Genomic DNA, 19,604 nt, shown 5'->3' with positions numbered 1-19,604 from the left:
ATTAAATACTCCTTACGTTTATTCTCTAATCTTCTATTGAGCTGGATAACGGTATATTTTCACCCCCCAAAGCTTTAGCTATTCGTGCCATGCGTGATCTGCGTCAAAGTTTAACCTATCACGTTACTGGATAGTTTATTCGCGTTACTAAAAAAGGAAATGAGTCACCACTCGGTAAGATATTGTCTGGAAGAGACAAAGATCGTCTCAACGCTTAAAAATAAGAGTAGTAATGCTTATGTTAACTTTTTATGGGAACAATTAAATGAAATTTGTTAAATCTGCAGTTTCTGTCGTTGTTTTTAGCGCCATCGCCATTTCTTCTGCTCATGCTGCCAGCGTTGGTTATATCCGTACGATAGATGGTACTAATACCTTTATCGGTGTTAAAGGGGTTGATGAGTCGGTTAAAACATACGATCTGGAACAGATTCAAAATAATACCGACCGCATTACGTCTGTCGATGCTGATTTAAACAGTACGAAGGATGCAGTCATTGTTGTAAACAAGAAAGTGGATGATGTTCAAACACAAGCCGATTTACACACGGGTCAAATTGCCTCTAATAATCATCAAATCGGTATTTTATTTAACACCAAAGCGGATCAGAGCACTGTTGATAGTGAAACGGCTAACCGTTTAAGTGGGGATAAGAATTTGCAAACGCAAATCACCACCAACAAAGCCGACCAGCAGCAAGTGAATGATGCATTGTTGACTCAAAATACTCACGAAGATAAGCGCATTAAAGCGCTTGAAGACGCCCCTAAACCAAAAGATGGCAAAGATGGACGCAATGGCGTCACCACCACAGTGACGAAAATCGATACCGCGACGCAATCGAAAGTCGCCAGTAATAGCCAGGCGATTGTGAGTGCCAGCAAACAATCGGCAAATGTCGCTCAAGACCTTCAGGATGCGAAAAAGTTTTTCACTCAGCAGCAAGCCAGCAGCAATGCGCAGTTCAATTCGTTAAAAGATGAAGTCGACAGTAATAAAAAAGAGGCCCGTAGCGGTGCGGCTTCAGCAATTGCGATTGCGTCAATGCCGCAGGTTCAGGCAAGCCAGGCCATGATGGTTTCTGCGGGAGCGGGTTCTTTTAAAAATGAGCAAGCGTTAAGTGTTGGCGCATCTTTCCACGCAGGCAGTAATGCCATTATTAAAGCAGGTATTAGCGATTCAACTAATAATGATTTTGCGATGGGTGCGGGCGTGGGCATCGGTTTCTAATAATTACACTCCTCCTGAAACGAAGTCATATTTCAAATAGATAAAGGTATATGATGAAAGGTATTCTCGTTCTGGTTTCTGTGTGCACTATTCTGAGTGCCTGCTCGACCTCCGCTTCTCGAATGGCAGCATGTGAGTCTCAGGGCGTTAGCCGTGATGCTTGTTATATCGCAGATCAAAACCGTCAATCGGCCATTAATGCTGCTGCTGAGAAACAAGCGCTGGAGAACGCCAACGCACTGTTCAGTAATAAAACCAACCCGATTCACCACCACCACAACAGCACCAATAGCGAGGGCTATTAATGAAAACACTGATTATATCTCTGGTTCTGGTGACCCTGGCCAGCTCTCCGGCTTTTGCTATCAGTCATTCTTATCGTGATAAGCTGGCGAAATCTGGCTGTACGCAAGTAGAGGACGCTGCCGGTACTTGTGATCATCACCAGGCTACTTCTGATAGTCAAACAATCACCAGGCACTATGACGGTTTAAAAATCATCTGGAAAATTAACGAGAGCGTGACGGTAGAGGGTAAACCGGCTGCAGTGATTGAATCCGGGGGATACGGTGCCACATGGCAACAAGGGATCTATAAAATCATCACCTATAAAAACCATAAAATTGCGGTAATGAAGAATGACCAATTTGCAGGATATGCAAAATAAGCGATAACTGGACCAAAACCAGGCAGTCATAAAACACTTTATTGAGTATTTTTTAATACATATCGACCTCTGCTACTCTTTGCATAAAAACAATTTTTCTCTTTTGGTAAGGTGAGTGATATGGTACAGCCCATTTACATTAATGCGCTAGTGAATTCTGTTTCTGAGCGTAATAGAAAAGTTAAATTTGAACCTAACAGTCTTGGGCTTTTTAACGTCTCTGAATTGTTCCGTGTATTCAATCAGGCTAAGGTAGATATCAACGATGACAATATAAAATCACTCGAACTGGCGACAAGTTTGATGCTTGATAATTTTGAGAAAAGTGAAAATTTTGTCGCGATCAATAATGATTACTGGTGTAATAAAGTCTATTTCAGGTTATTCCTGAAAGCGTGTAGCCCACTCTATGCTGACGGGGTGAATGAAGTTGAATACAATGGCGCGACGAAGTATCGTGACATTGCAATTGCGTTAAGTAAACAATATTCCGTCTATTGCCCTTGTGGTAATGATCGTGAAGCCTATGCCGCATACTGTATTTTTTGCTTATCCGAGACCTTCAAAAAACTTGATGCTGTTTATGACTTTGTTGTTACCCATCTTTTGCATTTTGATAAATTATCGGAATCAGCTAACCTGACGCCAGATTTGAGCAGTCAATTTGTTGATCAATGTTGGCAAATTTCATTTCAATCCATTAGCAGCATGTTAGACGAACAAAATAAAATTGATCCTTCATATCACGATGTTGACAGTTTTTACATCCGTTATCGTAATGCTATTGGCGTTATCAAAGAAAGAACTGAACATCTGGCGGAGAGTTTACAACCGCCATCCCCCAAAACACCTGAAAAACCGACTAAGCATGGTTTTCTGAGCTATTTATTCAGGGGGCAATAATTTTCACCTTAGAACATACTAAAGGCGAGTAATGGAACATTTAAGGCTGGCCTCTTCTTTTGTCGTTAATATTGATGATAACGCGGTATTGAGCAACTCAAAGCCAACGGTCCATAAGGTTATGTCAGTATTAATAGTAACATTAGCAAATTAGCAAAAAATAACGCCTACGCAATACCCTGGGAAACACGCCAGGCGCACACTCCTGGATCCGTAATACAGGTATATCCTGGCGCAGGAAACACGAAACTCTGTCTGCGCCATACAATATCCATTGACCTGGATGATTCTTAAAACCTCTGTTTACATAGGGTACTACGGGGGAGTAATACCGTTTATTCGTACTTTCGTTTACACTTTTTACGAAATAATGGATATGATTACAAAAAATCGCTTGTCACACATACCACGCGGTGGGAATGATACACGGCTAAATTTTATGACCCGATAAAGTGGAAAGTGGAGAGTATATGGGTATGAAGAAAAAGATGTTGATCGGCGTCCTGATGTTAGCAACCAGCACCGCCTGGGCTGCTACGGGAGCCAAAACAGGCATCGCTCAGTATGAATTAAGCGGATTTGTTGCCGACTTCACCCATTTCAAACCCGGGGATACCGTACCGCAATTGTACCGGACAGATGAGTACAAAATTAAGCAGTGGCAACAGCGCAACTTGCCTGCACCGGATGCGGGAACTCACTGGACTTACATGGGTAGCGCTTACGTTCTGATCAACGATACCGATGGAAAAATCGTGAAGGCCTATGACGGCGAGATTTTTTATCATCGATAAATAAATTCCCCCTCTTTTCCGGGGGGGATACAAAGACCCTTTTCTCTATTATTCCCTGCAAATTCATTCTTACGCTTTCTGCCATCACTTAGATAGCGTTGCGTTTTGATTTCAGATATGTGCGTTACCTTTAAAAAAGATAAGCGAAATGGCAGACGTAGCGGGTTAAAAGCCTTCGCCACACCAATTTAATATTGATGTAGCGAAGCGTTAGCGGCGTAAATTAACGAATATTAGACCGCGCGGAAGGCAATTTCGCCCGGGATAACGTCACCCTGCCAGTACAGCTGTGCGGCAACACGGTCAGCCAGTTCACGGTACATGGCCGTGAATTCACTGTCAGGACGACTGATCACCGTCGGCGTCCCCCGGTCGAGGTCTTCGCGCAGGCTAATATGCAGCGGCATCTGTCCCAGTAACTGAGTACGGTACTGTTCTGCCAGCTTCTGCGCGCCGCCCGTGCCGAAGATTGGCTCATGATGACCACAGTGGCTACAGATATGCATACTCATGTTTTCAACAATACCCAGCACAGGCACTTCGACTTTCTCGAACATCACAATGCCTTTTTTGGCATCGATAAGCGCAATGTCCTGCGGGGTCGTGACGACCACAGCACCCGTCACCGGAATGTTCTGAGACAGCGTCAATTGAATGTCACCGGTTCCCGGCGGCATATCCAAAACCAGGTAATCCAGATCGGGCCACAACGTCTCCTGCAACATCTGCATCAACGCTTTGCTGGCCATTGGACCACGCCATACCATGGCATTGTCTTCTGTCACCAAATAGCCGATAGAGTTCGTCGCCAGCCCATGAGACATAATCGGCGCCATGTGGGTGCCGTCAGGTGACGTTGGACGTTGGTTTTCCGCACCGAGCATGGTTGGAATCGACGGACCGTAAATATCCGCATCCAGAATGCCGACTTTCGCCCCTTCTGCGGCCAGCGCGAGTGCCAGGTTCACCGCGGTAGACGATTTACCCACTCCGCCTTTGCCGGAGCTGACCGCGATGATGTTCTTCACCCCGTTAATGCCCGGCTGGTTTTTCACGCGCTTAAGCGTCGCAATGTTGTGCGACAATTTCCAGTCGATCGCTTTCGCGCCAGTGATCCGCAGCAGGTCGCCACTGCATTGCTCTTTTAACACCTCAAACGCGCTATGCCAGACAAACGGCATGACCAGCTCAACGTGCAGCGTGTCATCCATCCAGGCAACGTGATGCAACGCTTTAAGCGTCGTAAGATTATGCTTCAAAGTGGGGTGCTGAAAATTCGCCAGCGTCCCGGCAACCATAGCGCGCAAGGTTTCTGGTGATTTGGCCTGGGATTGTGCGTTCATCCCGACTCCTTTTTGTTGTTCTGAAAACACGATTGTAACTACCTAGTCTACTCCAGTCGTAACAAATATTCATTTATGGATAAATGCCCTTATCGCTTGGCGTAGTTATGGCCTTTCAGGTAACATCAGAACCCCCTTTTAATAGAGAAGAAGTAATACCTACTATGACTCAAGTCGCGAAGAAAATTCTGGTAACGTGCGCGCTGCCGTACGCAAACGGCTCTATCCACCTCGGCCATATGCTGGAGCACATCCAGGCTGATGTCTGGGTCCGTTACCAGCGAATGCGCGGCCATCAGGTTAACTTCATCTGCGCAGACGACGCCCACGGCACGCCAATCATGCTGAAGGCACAGCAATTGGGCATCACGCCTGAGCAGATGATTACCGAAATGAGTCAGGAGCATCAGACGGATTTCGCCGGTTTCAACATCAGCTATGACAACTACCACTCGACGCACAGCGACGAGAACCGTGAATTGTCCGAGCTGATTTACTCGCGCCTGAAAGAGAACGGTTTTATCAAAAACCGCACCATCTCTCAGCTTTACGATCCGGAAAAAGGCATGTTCCTGCCTGACCGTTTTGTCAAAGGCACCTGCCCGAAATGTAAATCCCCGGACCAGTACGGCGATAACTGTGAAGTGTGTGGCGCGACCTACAGCCCGACTGAGCTTATCGAGCCGAAATCCGTGATTTCCGGCGCCACGCCGGTGATGCGTGACTCTGAACACTTCTTCTTTGACCTGCCCTCTTTCAGCGAGATGCTGCAAGCGTGGACCCGCAGCGGCGCGCTGCAGGAGCAGGTCGCGAACAAAATGCAGGAATGGTTTGAATCCGGTCTGCAACAGTGGGACATCTCCCGCGATGCGCCGTACTTCGGTTTTGAAATTCCGAATGCGCCGGGCAAATATTTCTACGTCTGGCTGGATGCGCCAATCGGCTACATGGGTTCATTCAAAAACCTGTGCGACAAGCGCGGCGACACCGTAAGCTTTGACGAATACTGGAAGAAAGACAGTACTGCCGAACTGTATCACTTCATCGGTAAAGATATTGTCTACTTCCACAGCCTGTTCTGGCCGGCGATGCTGGAAGGCAGCAACTTCCGCAAACCGACTAACCTGTTTGTTCACGGCTATGTGACGGTGAACGGTGCGAAGATGTCCAAATCGCGCGGCACCTTCATTAAAGCCAGCACCTGGCTGAACCATTTTGACGCCGATAGCCTGCGTTACTACTACACCGCGAAGCTCTCTTCCCGTATCGATGATATCGACCTGAATCTGGAAGATTTCGTGCAACGTGTGAATGCCGATATCGTGAACAAGGTGGTTAACCTTGCATCGCGTAACGCGGGCTTTATTAACAAGCGTTTTGATGGCGTACTGGCTTCTGAGTTGGCCGACCCTGCGCTCTATAAAACCTTCACCGACGCCGCAGCGGTGATTGGCGAAGCGTGGGAAAGCCGTGAATTCGGTAAAGCGATCCGTGAAATCATGGCGCTGGCTGACGTCGCCAACCGTTATGTCGATGAACAGGCGCCGTGGGTGGTTGCGAAACAGGAAGGCCGCGACGCCGACCTGCAGGCGATTTGCTCAATGGGCATCAACCTGTTCCGCGTTCTGATGACGTATCTGAAGCCGGTTCTGCCAACGCTGACCGAACGTGCGGAAGCGTTCCTGAATACAGAACTGAGCTGGGATGCCATGGCACAGCCGCTGCTCGCTCACAAGGTCAATGTGTTCAAAGCGCTCTACAACCGTATCGATATGAAGCAGGTTGAAGCGTTAGTGGAAGCCTCGAAAGAAGAAGTGAAAGCGCTGAACAGCACCCCGGTCACCGGTCCGCTGGCTGACGACCCGATTCAGGAAACCATCTCCTTTGATGATTTCGCCAAAGTAGATTTGCGCATCGCACTGATCGAAAATGCTGAGTTTGTTGACGGCTCCGATAAGTTGCTGCGTCTGACGCTCGATCTCGGCGGTGAGAAACGTAACGTCTTCTCGGGGATCCGTACGGCGTATCCTGATCCGCAAGTGCTGATCGGTCGCCATACGGTGATGGTCGCCAACCTGGCGCCGCGCAAAATGCGCTTCGGCATCTCTGAAGGGATGGTGATGGCCGCAGGCCCTGGTGGAAAGGACATTTTCCTGTTAAGCCCGGATGAAGGTGCGAAACCGGGTCAGCAGGTAAAATAATCTGCATAAAAAACGCTGCTTCGGCAGCGTTTTTTTATGTCGGAAAGTGTGGTGAAACTGTTATCCGGTAGCGCCTGATAGCGCGACGCGCATCAGGCATGGGACGTTTACGCTTTTTTGGCGTGCTCGCGCACCGCTAACCCACGCAGAAAATAACGCAGGAACTGATCGCCACATTCGCGGAAGTTTTTGTGCTCAGGAGCGCGCATCATGGCAGTGATTTCCGGCATTGATACGCGGAACTGCTGTTCGGTCAAAATAGCAAGGATATCATCGGTTTTCAGTGCAAACGCGATGCGCAGTTTCTTCAGCATAATGTTGTTGTTAATACGACGTTCGACCGCTAACGCCGGAGCCGACTCATCACGCCCACGTTTCTCATAAATCAGACCGTTCAGGAAGCACGACAACATGATGTCAGGACAACGCACAAATCCCTCTTCATCTTCTTTACGCAGCCAGGGAACCAGTTGTTCTGCCGTTATTTCGGCTTCCCCCAGCGCGAAAATACGCACCAGATCGTTATTGTTCATTTTCAGGATGTAGCGGACGCTGCGTAAAATATCGTTACTGACCATAGAGCCTTCGGTGATGATGAAAAATAAAAAATGCGGGGCTAATTTTATACTCTAAGCAATTCGAGTTGCAGCAAGACAGCAAGCGAACGAATCCCCTGGAGCATAGAAAACTATGTGACTGGGGTGAGCGAGCGCAGCTAACGCAGCTGCAACTTGAAGCGCGACGAGTATACATGATTTACAGACCCAGCGCCTCCTTCAGGGTCTTTAAATAGCGACGGCTGACCGGCACCGTCTGCCCGTTACGCAACAGCAGTTCAGCCTGCCCATTGTCCTCAAGGCGGATCTCCTGCAGGTGCGCCATGTTGACCAGATACTGGCGATGACAGCGCAGTAGCGGCGTGCGGCTTTCCAGCGTTCTGAGCGTCAACTCGGTAAAACCTTCTTTGCCTTCGCTACTTGTCACATAGACACCGCTCATGCGGCTGCTGACAAACGCCACATCATCCAGTTGCAGCAGGTAAATCCGGCTATGTCCGGTACAGGGGATAAATTTTAATGCCTGCTGATTTTCCGGTAGTACCGAAACATCCTGCTTGCTCCGCTCCTGGCGCAGACGCGCCAGCGTTTTCTCCAGCCGCGCTTCTTCAATGGGCTTGAGCAAATAATCAAAAGCATGTTCTTCGAAAGCTTTAACGGCATATTCGTCAAACGCCGTCAGAAAGACGATATAAGGACGGTGTTCCGGGTCGAGCATCCCCACCATTTCCAGCCCACTGATGCGCGGCATCTGAATATCCAGAAACAGGACGTCAGGGCGCAGTTTATGCACCGCACCAATCCCTTCCACGGCATTTGAACATTCACCCACAATGTCGATATCACTCTGAACCTGTAACAGGATCCGCAGATTTTCCCGCGCTAACGGCTCGTCATCCACAATCAGCACTTTAATCATGCGTGTTCCTCCAGAGGAAGTCGTAAAGTTATTCGGGTAAAACGATCGGGCTCACAGGCCACGCTGATGCCGTAGTCGTCGCCAAATCGCTCCCGCAGTCGTTTATCCACCAGGTTCATTCCGAGGCCGCTGGCATTGTGAGTGGGTTCATACAATCCGGCATTGTCTTCAATATCCAGCATCAGATATTGCCCTTCCCGGCGCGCGGTAATGGAGACCTCGCCGGTTCCCAATAGCTGGGAAGTCCCATGTTTGATGGCATTTTCTACGATAGGTTGCAGGGTAAATGCGGGCAGTTGTTGGTACGAAAGCGCCTCCGGCACGGTCAGCGTCACCTGCAGACGAGACTGGAAGCGGGCCTTCTCAATCTGCAAATAGGCATTCACATGCTCAATCTCATCGGCAAGGGTCACAATCTCCGATGGGCGTTTTAAATTTTTGCGAAAGAAGGTCGAAAGGTACTGCACCAGCTGGCTTGCCTGCTCGCTGTCACGGCGGATCACCGCCTTAATGGTGTTGAGCGCATTAAACAGAAAATGAGGATTCACCTGCGCGTGCAGCAATTTGATTTCCGACTGAGTAAGCAGCGCCTTTTGCCGCTCATACTGACCTGCCAGAATCTGCGCCGACAATAGCTGGGCGATCCCCTCCCCCAGTGTGCGATTGATCGAGCTGAAGAGCCGATTTTTCGCTTCATACAGCTTAATGGTGCCCATGACCCGCTGGTTCTCTCCACGTAGCGGGATAACCAATGTCGAACCTAATTTGCACTGTGGGTGCAATGAACACCGGTAAGGCACTTCATTGCCATCGGCGTAGACCACCTCTCCGGTTTCAATCGCCTTCAAGGTATAGGTCGATGAGATGGGTCGCCCTGGTAAATGGTGATCGTCGCCAATACCGGTAAACGCCAACAGTTTTTCCCGATCGGTAATCGCCACCGCGCCAATATCGAGTTCCTGATACAGCACCTGCGCCACTTTCATGCTGTTCACTTCGTTAAAGCCCTGACGCAGGATACCCTCCGTGGAGGCCGCCACTTTCAGCGCGGTCGCCGAAAACGCCGAAGTGTATTTTTCAAACATCGCGCGTTTGTCGAGCAGAATACGCATAAACAACGCCGCCCCGACGGTGTTGGTCACCATCATCGGCGCCGCAATGTTGCTAACCAGATGCAGCGCATCTTCAAACGGACGGGCAATCAGCAGAATAATCAGCATCTGCACCAGTTCAGCCACAAAGGTAATCGCCCCCGCCGTCAGCGGGCTAAAGACTTTATCGGTCCGGCCACGACGAATCAGCACGCTGTGAACCAGCCCTCCCAGCAGCCCTTCGACAATGGTAGAAATCATGCAACTGAGCGCCGTCATACCGCCCATTGAGTAACGATGTAAGCCACCGGTCAGTCCCACCAGCCCACCGACAACCGGTCCCCCCAGCAAACCGCCCATCACCGCGCCAATAGCACGCGTGTTGGCGATAGAGTCGTCAATATGCAGGCCAAACCAGGTGCCCATAATGCAGAAAATAGAAAAGATGATATAGCAGAGGAATTTATGCGGTAAACGAACCGTGACCTGCATCAGCGGGATAAACAGACGCGTTTTACTCATCAACCACGCGATAACCAAAAACACGCACATCTGCTGAAGCAGCAGCAACACCAGATTGAACTCGTACATACCCGCTAACCACACATCACTTAAAACCGCGTAACATACATTGAGTCCGTTAAACTTTCTTTGAACTGTTGCATAAAAACATCAAATCGTGAGAACGATCACTCAAAAGCGCGCGTGTGCGCACAATTTCACCCCACGCCAGAACAATAAACAGCCAAAACTACCTGGTTCGCAAAAGAGCGTCTACAGTAAAACTGGGACCTCGCGAGCAAGGGTGAGACGATGGCGCTTTACACGATAGGTGAAGTGGCTTTGCTTTGTGATATCAACCCTGTCACATTACGCGCGTGGCAGCGACGTTACGGATTGTTGAAACCGCAACGAACCGACGGTGGTCATCGCCTGTTTAACGATGCGGACATCGACAGGATCCGTGAGATCAAGCGCTGGATAGACAATGGCGTGCAGGTCAGCAAGGTCAAAATGCTACTGAGCAATGATAATATCGATTTACAGAACGGCTGGCGCGAACAGCAAGAGACTCTGTTGCACTATTTGCAAAGCAACAATCTGCAGAGCCTCAGACTGTGGATCAAAGAACGTGGCCAGGATTACCCCGCCCAAACACTCACCACACACTTGTTGATTCCCCTGCGACGACGCTTGCAATGCCAGCAGCCTACCCTACAAGCGCTGCTGGGTATTCTCGACGGCGTACTCATTAATTACATTGCGATTTGTCTGGCCTCGGCTCGTAAAAAGCAGGGAAAAGATGCGCTGGTCGTCGGCTGGAATATTCACGATACCACGCGATTATGGCTGGAGGGGTGGATCGCCAGTCAGCAGGGATGGCGCGTTGACGTACTGCCTCATTCACTGAATCAGTTGCGCCCGGAGCTATTTGATGGTCGAACGTTACTCATCTGGTGCGGCGAAAACCAGACCCCCGGCCAGCAGCAACAGCTTGCTGAATGGCTTGCGCAGGGTCACGATATTCATCTACTCGGCATTTAATGGTTCATTAACAAATACGCTTTATCATATAATCGCTCCGTTAACATAAGGAGTGCAAAATGAGCGCAGCTAAAATCGGTGTTATTACCCTCTTCCTGCTGATGGCCATCGGTGGCATTGGCGGCGTCATGCTCGCAGGTTATACGTTTATTTTGCATGCCGGGTAAGGTATTGCCCGAGACGTTCAAAAACACGATCAACAATGATTGCTGCGAGCGCCACCAGTACCGCGCCCTGAATCACATAGGCCGTGTTAAACCCGCTGAGCCCAATGATAATGGGTGTGCCCAGCGTGCTGGCTCCCACCGTTGAGGCAATAGTCGCTGTTCCAATATTGATAATCACCGACGTTCGAATACCGGACAAAATCACCGGTGCCGCCAAAGGAAGTTCAACGCTGCGCAACTGCTGCCCGCGACTCATCCCCATCCCACGCGCCACGCTGACCACACTCTGTGGGATTGCCCCCAGCCCTGCCAGGGTAGCCTGCAAAACCGGTAGCACGCCATAAAGGATCAGGGCGATGATCGCCGGTTCCTGACCGAATCCCATCACCGGAACCGCTATCGCCAGCACCGCCACCGGTGGAAAGGTTTGTCCAACCGCCGCAATGGTTTCGACCAACGGACGGAATTCGCTCCCCCACGGACGTGTCACTGCAATTCCCGCCCCAACGCCTATCGCCACAGCAACCACGCTCGAAATCCCCACCAGCCAGAAGTGCGCCAACGCCAGTGCGATAAAACTTTCCTGCTGATAAACCGGGCGCGGTAGTTGGGGAAACAGCGCGCCAAACAGCGCCTGACTGTGCGGCAAGCTCACCAGCAACAGCAGAAACACGACAATGAGCCATAACAGCGGATCACGCAGAGGTTTCATGAGCTATCGTCTTTGAAAGTAAATCACGAAAATGGAGCGTCCCGCAGGGAATACCCTGTTGATCAACCACCGGCAAAACGTCGCGCCCCGTCGCGACAAAGGCGGAAAGCGCGTCGCGCAGGGTCATTTCTTCTGCCAGCGCCTCACCGGCAAGCCGCTCCTGACGCCGGACAAAATCGCCCACATGACGAAGCGACAGCAGCCGTACGCCAAGCTCGCTGCGGCCAAAAAACGCCTGTACGAAATCATTGGCAGGAGACATGAGCATCTCCAGCGGCGTTCCCTGTTGCACCACTTCGCCACCATCCATCAGCACCAGATGCTCAGCGAGGCGTAGTGCTTCATCAATGTCGTGCGTCACCAGCACGATAGTGCGCCCCAGCAGGCGATGAATGCGGGTCATCTCCTGCTGTAACGCGCTGCGAGTCACCGGGTCCAGCGCGCCGAACGGTTCGTCCATCAACAATACCTGCGGGTCGGCCGCCAGCGCGCGCGCCACGCCCACCCGCTGCTGTTGACCACCGGAAAGCTGATGAGGGTAACGCTCACGCAGCCCCGCCTCTAACCCCAGAAGCGCCATTAATTCTTCTACGCGGTCATCAATTTGCGAACGCGACCATTTCCGCAGTTGCGGCACCGTGGCAATATTCTGCGCCACCGTCCAGTGGGGAAAAAGTCCAATCGACTGGATGGCGTATCCCATCCGTCGGCGCAGTTCCAGCACCGGCAAACTACGAATCTCTTCACCAGCAAAGCGGATCCGCCCACTGTCATGTTCCACCAGCCGGTTAATCATCTTCAGCGTGGTGGATTTACCGGAGCCAGATGTCCCAATCAGAACCGAAAAACTGCCCTCACGAAAATGCAGGTTGAGATCGCTGACGGCCTTTTGTTCGCCAAACGATTTACTGACATGGCTAAATTCAATCATCGTGTTTGACCTTCAGGAGTGCGTCCACTAAATCGAACAGCGCATCGATAACGACTGCCAGCGCAACGACCGGAACGACCCCCAGCAAAACTAAGTCAACGGCGCTACTGAGCAATCCCTGAAACACCAGCGCGCCAAATCCTCCGGCGCCGATAAGCGCGGCGATCACCGCCATACCGACGGTCTGTACCATCACCACCCGCAAACTGCGTAAGAAAATCGGCAGCGCCAGCGGCAACTGGACATGGATAAAACGCTGGCGAAGACTCATCCCCATGGCTCTGGCGCTTTCCAGAACCTCATGCGGCACCTGATTGAGCCCTGCGACCACGCCACGCACCAGCGGTAATAATGCATACAGCACAAGGGCGATCAGCGCTGGCGTCAGTCCAGTGCCAGCCACCCCCACGGTTCCCAGCCAGGGGAACTGTTTCACCAGCCCGGCAAGCGGCGCAATCAACAGGCCAAACAGCGCGACAGAAGGAATCGTCTGGATAACATTCAGAACCGCAAAAATAGCCCCCTGACGCGCTGCTGAGAAATAACAGCCGATCCCCAGCGGTACGCCAATCAGCAATGCAGGCACCACCGTACCGACCAGCAGCGTCAGATGCTGCGCGAACGCATCATCAAAAACATCCTGACGGTTGGCGTACTCTTTCAGTAACGAGAGGTCGTTGAAGGCACCAGAAATCAACAGCGCCAGCGGCACCACAGCGATTTGCGCGTGCAATATCCAGCGCCACAGCGGGTGTACACTGATACGTCGAATCGCATCGCTACAGGCCAGAAGCGCAATGCCCAGCGCCAGCCAAAAACCGCTGCCGAGGCTGGTACGCGCCAGCAGGCTGCCAGTCTGAGTCAGATGCGTCGCCGCGCTTCCGGCCGCGATGAGTACGCCCGTTAGCAGCAGTTGCACGACCACCAGCGTCGCGACTGCACCGCGTTGGCCAGGGAACAGACACAGGGCAAGCAGGAGCGCGAATCCGCCCACCAGTCCCCCTGTGATGTCCGGCCAGATATCCCAGAGCTGACGCCCTTCACCAGACATCAGTCGGTTCGGGGCGTAGTTCACGAAAGGAAGCGCAGCCGCAATGGCGCTCAGGAGAACCAGCAGCAACAGCACGCGATTGATACTGACCTTTGACACTTTACGCATTGCAGACAAATTCAGTTACTTCACCCACCCTTTTTGCTTCAGGTAGTCTGCCGCCACTTTTTTTGCATCCAGCCCTTCCACGGCGATGCTGGCGTTTAATTGCTGCAACGTTTTCTCATCGAGACTGGCAAAGACCGGCTGTAGCCATTCGGCGATTTGCGGATGCGCTTTCAGCACCGCGTCGCGAATCACCGGCGCGGGGGCATATATGGGTTGAACACCTTTCGGATCGCTTAACGTTTGCAGACCCAGCGCCGCGACCGGCCCATCAGTGCCGTACGCCATTGCCGCATTGACGCCGGAGGTTTGCTGGGCGGCGGCTTTGATGGTGACCGCCGTATCGCCACCGGCCAGCGACAGCAACTGGTTCTGATTCAGTTTAAAATCATAGGCTTTTTCAAAGGCGGGAAGCGCATCGGTGCGCTCGATAAATTCAGCCGACGCCGCAAGCTTAAACTCACCGCCCTCTTTCAGATAACGCCCCAGATCGGCAAGCGAAGCCAGTTTATGCTTTTCTGCCACGTCCTGACGTACGGCGATGGTCCACGTATTATTTGCAGGCGCAGGCGTGAGCCAGACCAGTTTATTTTGCTCAGCGTCCAGCTTTTTGACTTTTTCAAAACCGGCCTCGGCATTCTTCCACGCCGGATCGTTTTCATCTTTGAAGAAGAAGGCGCCATTACCGGTATATTCCGGGTAAATATCCAGTTCCCCGGAGGTGATCGCCCCGCGCACCACAGGCGTGGTGCCCAGTTGCACTTTATTGACTGTTTTAACGCCGTGGCTTTCCAGCACTTGCAGAATAATATTGCCGAGCAGCGCCCCTTCGGTATCGATCTTCGACCCGACGGTAACAGGAGATGCAGCCTGTACAGGTAAGCTCACTGCCGCCATCAGCGCCAGTGAGCTCAACCATAGCTTTGAGATTGTCATGTCGCTTTCCTCACTCTTTTGCTGCCCTTTTCAGAGACTTGAGGAAAAAGCATAGACGAAAAGTCAGAGGTTAACCTGGTGATTGCGGGTTATCAGGCAATCTCAGCGGTACCGTCAACAGGCTGGCGGCAAAATAGAGAATGGCGATCACCCACAGGGTGCCCTCCACGCCCAACGGCCCGACGCACAGCGTCACAATAAACGGTCCGGCGAAATTACTTAACCCGGAGCCCAGGTTCAGACACGAAATGGCCGCCCCTTTATTTTGCGGCAACAACGAGGGGATCAGTGCGCTCAGTGGCCCAAACGCCCCAAGCCCGACCGCATAAATCGACAGCGCCAGGAACAACGCCAGTTCGCTATGACCGAACAACACCGGCGCGTAGCAGACCGCCAGCGAGGCAACCCCACACAGCGTGCCGGAAAACCACATCACCGTATTACGCCAGCCAATGGTGTCACCTAACCAGCCAAACAGATAACTGGAGAAAATATTGATGACGTTGACCAGGCCCCAAATCGTCAGCCACTCCGCGATGCTGAAGCCAAACCGGGGCAGGTACACCGGCATCAGGATCACCAGTGAAAACTTACCAATGTCGTTGATGGTTTTCACCACTACCGCCAGACGCATTTTCGGTTCGCGCGCCAGTACGGTTATTCCTTCCAGAAGCGCCGGTCCCAGCGCCTGACCGCGTTGCCAGTCGGGACGATCGCGGTTCAGGACCAACGCACAAAACGCGCCGCACAGGACAAAGATAAAGCCACTCAGTAGGGTGTTGGTTTCCCCCCATTTTGCAATCATCAGGCTTGAATACCACGGGCCGACGATGGTCATGCCAACACCAAACGCAATCCAGAACCAGGAAACGGCGCGCCCCAGAATCCGAATCTCACAGCGTTGGTTGATCCACACCAGAAACGAGTAGGCAAACAGCGGGTATGCGATACCGCGCAACGCATAGGTGGCGACCATTAACGGGTAGTTGTTTTGCGGTAAGGCGACAAAGATAAACGGCACAGAACCGATAAAGTACACCACCGTCGCAACCCACATTAAACGGCGTAATCCCAGAACCCCGGCACCGATACCGGAAAACCAGGAGATTGCCGCTACGCACAGGCCAAATATAGATGACAACAGGCTGATATCAAACGGAGAGAAACCCCGTTGTTGCAGCATTGAGGAGAGCCAACTTTGTTCTATTGTTGCGCCCGTAATAAAAAGAAAAACGCCGATAAATCCCCAGCAAAGTTCGCGAGGTAATCCCATCCGCGCCCATAGCCCTTGTTGCATCACCAGGCTCTGTTCAGTCATTTTGTTCTCTTCCAATAGCAGGCGGACATTGCTGTCCGCCCCGGTCTTCAGGCATTTTTTAGTTGGGCAGCAGACTGCGATTTCATATGGCTGCGGTTGATGTAGCCAACGGTGTTTTCACCCCAGCACTGTTCGTACGGCATCCCGGTCAGGCTTTCGATAACAGCTTTGTTTTCAGCACTGACGGTCGCTTTGCTTTCACCACGCTTGAGACGGGCAACCTCTTCATTGAGGATCGCGTGGGTCCGGCTATTGACCTTGAACTGGAATGCAGACCAGATCCCCCACAGGGTGAGGAGCATCGGCAGGACAATCATAATTATCATGATCATGTTGATGGCAGACTCTGGCTGGCTGGTTTGCCCGGAGACAAAACCGGCCATCTGCAGTGCCACACCGACCAGGAAAATAGACAGCGCCTGGGAGGCTTTACGCAGCAGGCTCATGAACCCGGCGAAGATCCCTTCACGACGGTTACAGGTGAGGATTTCATCCACGTCAGCCACAAAGGTGTAGTTGTTCCACGGAATGGCATAAATACCACCGCGCGCCAGACCGGCAATACCCGCCGCCAGATACAGCATCGCCATACTGGTTGAGCCGTTCAGCCAGGTGACAGCAAACAGAATGAACGCCAGTACAGCCAACGTCCCTTGAGTGGCAAATGCGCGAGCAGGCGAGTAGCGCAGCGTTAACCAGGTCGCCAGACCAACACCGAAGAATTGCAGACCGTTGATCATCGCCAGCAGGTTTGAGGCCATTACAGAGGAGGTCATCAGCGCGAACACCACAAAATAGGTGAACACGGAGTTGAAGATATCCTGAGCGACGGAGCCGCCCAAATACATCCCTAGATGTGAACGGAAGGTTTTGATTTTCAGCGTGGAGACGAAATCGTAGTAAATATTGTAAATACGGGTACCGAGAGGCTGTTTTTCCGTCTCATCAATTTTGCGCTCGTTTTGTTCGATCTCTTCCAGGGAGCGTTCCCAGGTGCCGAAGTAAACAAAGAACAGCACGATCATGAACGACACGGTAAAGATAGCGCCCGCATAGAAAAACGAGTCTGACGAATCGGCGCCAAAGTAAGAGATCAGTCGTCCTGGCAGGAACGCCGCGGCAAAACCGGCAAGCTGTGCGATGTACATACGCGCGCTGGTCAGTTTCGAACGTTTGTTAAAGTCGGACGTCATCTCCGCAGAAAGCGTGTCATACGGGATGATGATCATGGAGTACACCACTTCAAACAGGATGTAGACCAGCAGATACATCCAGTAGTTGAAGCCTTCCACCCACAGCAAGCTATACACCGCCACCAGCGGGATACTCAGCAGCAGGAAAAAACGGCGGCGGCCAAAACGACGGCCCAGACGCGTTTTGTGGAAGTTGTCAGAGATGTAGCCCATTAACGGGCACATGATCACATCAACGATACGCGCCACGGCAAACAGTGAACCGGCTTGAATCGGCGTCAGTCCACAAAAAGTGGTTAAAAAGAACAGCAGCCATGCACTCACCAGAGTGAAGGCGCCGGAGCCAATCACATCTGCAAGACCATAGCAGACGTAATTGTGCATCTTAATTTCACGTGCTTTTTTTATCATTTTCTATCCCCAGTCACTGAGAAGGCATACAGAGCATTTCCCTCATACAGAGGGAGAATCCGTCAGGCAGTCCTGAACGTTGAGCAATACGATGGGTTGTGTGTTCCAGTGAGCAGGCAGCGTTACCGGGCGGCGAGCAGTGATGCCCGACAACCGCAACCCCGTGACGCCGTTGGCATAAAACACGGGCAATCCGCCGGGGAAGGCTTCAACGCCGTGGGCGCGACCGGTCTGCGGGTTAACGTTGTAGGCGTTATCCAGTCCCATACCTGTTGGGCGTTCTGGATTGCACGGCGGACGAATGTCGTAGAGTCCTTGTTCCTGAGAAGTGCTGACCTGTTGTTCGATACAGACCCCATTGAACGTAACATCGCGGATCATGCCTGCCGTTTCGCTGTGCAGGTTAATTGCCCCTTCCGCAGTCCCTGCCAGGTTGCTGAACGTAATGTTCGAAACGACGCCAGGCATAATGTCCGGCGCGCGATGGCGCACAGAAATGTAGATCGGATCGGCTTTCCCCCAGTGGCAAGGGTGCGCATGGAGGCAGTCAAACAGGATGTTGCTGAACACCATCTTCTGAAAACGTCCGCCGTCACGTGACACCAGGCCAATCCCGCGGTTAGATTCAAAAATCGTGCAATTGGACAGGGTGATATTTTCGATATCGGCGAACGTTTCGGTGCCAATCTTGATGGCGCAGCTTTTCGAACGAACAATGCAGTTATTCACTACCACGTTGCGAATAGGCTGTTGTAGCGAGGCAGGCTTGTTGGTGGTCTTCAGACAAATACCGTCATCCGCCGCGCTGAAGTAGCTGTCGCTGATATGCACGTGCTGGCAGCTGTCGATATCCAGCGCATCGGTGTTCGGCAGTGTCAGATCGTTATCAATGGTCAGGTTGCGGATATAGACGTGGTTACAGCTCACCAGATGCGCAGTCCACATCGGGGCGTCATACAACGTAATATCGCGAATGCGGACTTGTTCACAGCCTTCCAGCACCAGCAAACGCGGACGTTGGTTTTTCGGCAGTCGATAGCCTTGAGCGTCCGGCTGCGCGGCAAACCAATGGGTCGCCTCGCCATCAATGCGGCCTTCACCACTGAGCGTAATGTGGTGCTGGCCACGGGCATAAATCAGCGCCATGCGTGACAATTCAGCCATCGTGACCGTTTCTACCGCCTGATAATCCTCAGCATTGGCGCTGGCAACCAGACTCGCACCGGCCTCGAGGTGCAGCGTAAAATTAGAAGGGAGTACCAGCGTACCGGTGCGATAAACACCCGGCGTGAGGGTAAGCATACCGCCGCCCGCCCTGCCAATCTCATCAATCATTTGCTGAAGCTGCGCGGTGACCACCGTGTTACCGGTTTTATCAAGCGAGCTATTTTCTAAAGAGAGCTTCATAGTCCTACCTGTCACAAGTGTATTGGACGGCATTTAACGAAGTTTTTCTCTCTCTCGCCCGCGGCGAAAACAGGCTTTTTAACGTAACAGTGAGACGCTTCACGTCTGGATGGGCAGGGTCA

19 protein-coding genes are annotated in these 19,604 nt (G+C 51.7%); 8 read left to right on the top strand and 11 right to left on the bottom strand.

What is annotated here, in order from left to right:
• The first annotated feature begins 265 nt into the window (after positions 1-265).
• From NNO04_RS09200 to NNO04_RS09180, 5 genes are all read left to right on the top strand, one after another.
• Positions 266-1,231: a YadA C-terminal domain-containing protein gene (locus tag NNO04_RS09200; protein ID WP_271444394.1), complete on the top strand. Its 966-nt coding sequence runs from the start codon at positions 266-268 to the stop codon at positions 1,229-1,231.
• A 50-nt stretch (positions 1,232-1,281) separates the two neighbouring features.
• On the top strand, positions 1,282-1,536 hold the full coding sequence (locus tag NNO04_RS09195; protein ID WP_271444393.1) for a hypothetical protein: 255 nt from the start codon (positions 1,282-1,284) through the stop codon (positions 1,534-1,536).
• Entirely contained in the window at positions 1,536-1,898 is a 363-nt protein-coding gene (locus tag NNO04_RS09190) for a hypothetical protein (protein WP_271444392.1), read from the top strand. Before NNO04_RS09195 ends, NNO04_RS09190 begins: the two co-directional genes overlap by 1 nt.
• A 120-nt stretch (positions 1,899-2,018) precedes the next feature.
• Positions 2,019-2,801 (top strand): hypothetical protein, encoded by a 783-nt coding sequence (locus NNO04_RS09185; RefSeq protein WP_271444391.1) that lies wholly within the window; start codon positions 2,019-2,021, stop codon positions 2,799-2,801.
• Between the two features lie 470 nt (positions 2,802-3,271).
• Positions 3,272-3,595 carry an RcnB family protein gene (locus NNO04_RS09180; RefSeq protein ID WP_271444390.1) on the top strand — a complete coding sequence of 108 codons (324 nt, stop codon included), beginning with the start codon at positions 3,272-3,274 and terminating at the stop codon, positions 3,593-3,595.
• Positions 3,596-3,828: 233 nt separating this feature from the next.
• Here NNO04_RS09180 and apbC read toward each other — a convergent pair whose 3' ends face one another.
• On the bottom strand, positions 3,829-4,938 hold the full coding sequence (apbC, locus tag NNO04_RS09175; protein ID WP_203360679.1) for an iron-sulfur cluster carrier protein ApbC: 1,110 nt from the start codon (positions 4,936-4,938) through the stop codon (positions 3,829-3,831).
• A 164-nt stretch (positions 4,939-5,102) separates the two neighbouring features.
• Between apbC and metG the strand changes: the two genes are divergently transcribed.
• Positions 5,103-7,139 carry a methionine--tRNA ligase gene (gene metG / locus NNO04_RS09170; protein WP_271444389.1) on the top strand — a complete coding sequence of 679 codons (2,037 nt, stop codon included), beginning with the start codon at positions 5,103-5,105 and terminating at the stop codon, positions 7,137-7,139.
• Positions 7,140-7,246: 107 nt separating this feature from the next.
• On the opposite strand, the gene NNO04_RS09165 is transcribed toward metG, so the two are convergent.
• The 3 genes from NNO04_RS09165 to NNO04_RS09155 form a co-directional block, all read right to left on the bottom strand.
• A complete protein-coding gene (locus NNO04_RS09165) occupies positions 7,247-7,717 on the bottom strand; it encodes a DUF1456 family protein (RefSeq protein WP_271444388.1) in 471 nt (156 codons plus the stop codon).
• A 178-nt stretch (positions 7,718-7,895) separates the two neighbouring features.
• On the bottom strand, positions 7,896-8,615 hold the full coding sequence (btsR, locus tag NNO04_RS09160; RefSeq protein ID WP_271444387.1) for a two-component system response regulator BtsR: 720 nt from the start codon (positions 8,613-8,615) through the stop codon (positions 7,896-7,898).
• On the bottom strand, positions 8,612-10,297 hold the full coding sequence (locus NNO04_RS09155) for a sensor histidine kinase (protein ID WP_271444386.1): 1,686 nt from the start codon (positions 10,295-10,297) through the stop codon (positions 8,612-8,614). The genes btsR and NNO04_RS09155 overlap by 4 nt, the downstream gene beginning before the upstream one ends.
• A gap of 222 nt (positions 10,298-10,519) precedes the next feature.
• Here NNO04_RS09155 and mlrA point away from each other — a divergent pair, with 222 nt between their 5' ends.
• The gene (gene mlrA / locus NNO04_RS09150) at positions 10,520-11,251 is read left to right on the top strand and encodes an HTH-type transcriptional regulator MlrA (RefSeq protein WP_271444385.1); all 732 of its coding nucleotides are present in this window, start codon (positions 10,520-10,522) and stop codon (positions 11,249-11,251) included.
• 59 nt (positions 11,252-11,310) lie between these two features.
• On the top strand, positions 11,311-11,418 hold the full coding sequence (locus NNO04_RS09145; protein WP_012906443.1) for a protein YohO: 108 nt from the start codon (positions 11,311-11,313) through the stop codon (positions 11,416-11,418).
• Here NNO04_RS09145 and NNO04_RS09140 read toward each other — a convergent pair.
• The 7 genes from NNO04_RS09140 to NNO04_RS09110 all read right to left on the bottom strand — a co-directional run bounded on the left by NNO04_RS09140 (position 11,399) and on the right by NNO04_RS09110 (position 19,482).
• On the bottom strand, positions 11,399-12,130 hold the full coding sequence (locus NNO04_RS09140) for an ABC transporter permease (RefSeq protein ID WP_271444384.1): 732 nt from the start codon (positions 12,128-12,130) through the stop codon (positions 11,399-11,401). The genes NNO04_RS09145 and NNO04_RS09140 overlap by 20 nt on opposite strands.
• Positions 12,114-13,061 carry an ABC transporter ATP-binding protein gene (locus tag NNO04_RS09135; protein WP_271444383.1) on the bottom strand — a complete coding sequence of 316 codons (948 nt, stop codon included), beginning with the start codon at positions 13,059-13,061 and terminating at the stop codon, positions 12,114-12,116. The genes NNO04_RS09140 and NNO04_RS09135 overlap by 17 nt, the downstream gene beginning before the upstream one ends.
• Positions 13,054-14,220, bottom strand: a complete 1,167-nt coding sequence (locus NNO04_RS09130) for an ABC transporter permease (protein ID WP_271444382.1) — start codon at positions 14,218-14,220, stop codon at positions 13,054-13,056. The genes NNO04_RS09135 and NNO04_RS09130 overlap by 8 nt, the downstream gene beginning before the upstream one ends.
• A gap of 15 nt (positions 14,221-14,235) precedes the next feature.
• The gene (gene osmF / locus NNO04_RS09125; protein ID WP_271444381.1) at positions 14,236-15,153 is read right to left on the bottom strand and encodes a glycine betaine ABC transporter substrate-binding protein OsmF; all 918 of its coding nucleotides are present in this window, start codon (positions 15,151-15,153) and stop codon (positions 14,236-14,238) included.
• A gap of 70 nt (positions 15,154-15,223) precedes the next feature.
• Positions 15,224-16,471 (bottom strand): MFS transporter, encoded by a 1,248-nt coding sequence (locus NNO04_RS09120; RefSeq protein ID WP_271444380.1) that lies wholly within the window; start codon positions 16,469-16,471, stop codon positions 15,224-15,226.
• Between the two features lie 47 nt (positions 16,472-16,518).
• Entirely contained in the window at positions 16,519-18,075 is a 1,557-nt protein-coding gene (locus NNO04_RS09115; protein ID WP_271444379.1) for an MFS transporter, read from the bottom strand.
• Between the two features lie 42 nt (positions 18,076-18,117).
• Entirely contained in the window at positions 18,118-19,482 is a 1,365-nt protein-coding gene (locus tag NNO04_RS09110; protein WP_271444378.1) for a glycoside hydrolase family 28 protein, read from the bottom strand.
• Positions 19,483-19,604: the final 122 nt, after the last annotated feature.

Origin of the sequence: Citrobacter sp. Awk 4 (assembly GCF_028069725.1) — a bacterium.
GTDB lineage: Bacteria > Pseudomonadota > Gammaproteobacteria > Enterobacterales > Enterobacteriaceae > Citrobacter_D.
The sequence above is the reverse complement of the archived record's forward strand: the minus strand, read 5'-3'. Positions and strand labels throughout refer to the sequence as shown.

What these genes read in the sequence shown, in the direction of transcription:
- NNO04_RS09140 (WP_271444384.1), bottom strand. Translation starts at nt 12,130, where the DNA reads ATGAAACCTCTGCGTGATCCGCTGTTATGGCTCATTGTCGTGTTTCTG.
- mlrA (WP_271444385.1), top strand. Translation starts at nt 10,520, where the DNA reads ATGGCGCTTTACACGATAGGTGAAGTGGCTTTGCTTTGTGATATCAAC.
- NNO04_RS09155 (WP_271444386.1), bottom strand. Translation starts at nt 10,297, where the DNA reads ATGTACGAGTTCAATCTGGTGTTGCTGCTGCTTCAGCAGATGTGCGTG.
- metG (WP_271444389.1), top strand. Translation starts at nt 5,103, where the DNA reads ATGACTCAAGTCGCGAAGAAAATTCTGGTAACGTGCGCGCTGCCGTAC.
- osmF (WP_271444381.1), bottom strand. Translation starts at nt 15,153, where the DNA reads ATGACAATCTCAAAGCTATGGTTGAGCTCACTGGCGCTGATGGCGGCA.
- NNO04_RS09135 (WP_271444383.1), bottom strand. Translation starts at nt 13,061, where the DNA reads ATGATTGAATTTAGCCATGTCAGTAAATCGTTTGGCGAACAAAAGGCC.
- NNO04_RS09200 (WP_271444394.1), top strand. Translation starts at nt 266, where the DNA reads ATGAAATTTGTTAAATCTGCAGTTTCTGTCGTTGTTTTTAGCGCCATC.
- NNO04_RS09165 (WP_271444388.1), bottom strand. Translation starts at nt 7,717, where the DNA reads ATGGTCAGTAACGATATTTTACGCAGCGTCCGCTACATCCTGAAAATG.
- NNO04_RS09110 (WP_271444378.1), bottom strand. Translation starts at nt 19,482, where the DNA reads ATGAAGCTCTCTTTAGAAAATAGCTCGCTTGATAAAACCGGTAACACG.
- NNO04_RS09190 (WP_271444392.1), top strand. Translation starts at nt 1,536, where the DNA reads ATGAAAACACTGATTATATCTCTGGTTCTGGTGACCCTGGCCAGCTCT.
- NNO04_RS09130 (WP_271444382.1), bottom strand. Translation starts at nt 14,220, where the DNA reads ATGCGTAAAGTGTCAAAGGTCAGTATCAATCGCGTGCTGTTGCTGCTG.
- apbC (WP_203360679.1), bottom strand. Translation starts at nt 4,938, where the DNA reads ATGAACGCACAATCCCAGGCCAAATCACCAGAAACCTTGCGCGCTATG.
- btsR (WP_271444387.1), bottom strand. Translation starts at nt 8,615, where the DNA reads ATGATTAAAGTGCTGATTGTGGATGACGAGCCGTTAGCGCGGGAAAAT.
- NNO04_RS09185 (WP_271444391.1), top strand. Translation starts at nt 2,019, where the DNA reads ATGGTACAGCCCATTTACATTAATGCGCTAGTGAATTCTGTTTCTGAG.
- NNO04_RS09145 (WP_012906443.1), top strand. Translation starts at nt 11,311, where the DNA reads ATGAGCGCAGCTAAAATCGGTGTTATTACCCTCTTCCTGCTGATGGCC.
- NNO04_RS09195 (WP_271444393.1), top strand. Translation starts at nt 1,282, where the DNA reads ATGATGAAAGGTATTCTCGTTCTGGTTTCTGTGTGCACTATTCTGAGT.
- NNO04_RS09180 (WP_271444390.1), top strand. Translation starts at nt 3,272, where the DNA reads ATGGGTATGAAGAAAAAGATGTTGATCGGCGTCCTGATGTTAGCAACC.
- NNO04_RS09120 (WP_271444380.1), bottom strand. Translation starts at nt 16,471, where the DNA reads ATGACTGAACAGAGCCTGGTGATGCAACAAGGGCTATGGGCGCGGATG.
- NNO04_RS09115 (WP_271444379.1), bottom strand. Translation starts at nt 18,075, where the DNA reads ATGATAAAAAAAGCACGTGAAATTAAGATGCACAATTACGTCTGCTAT.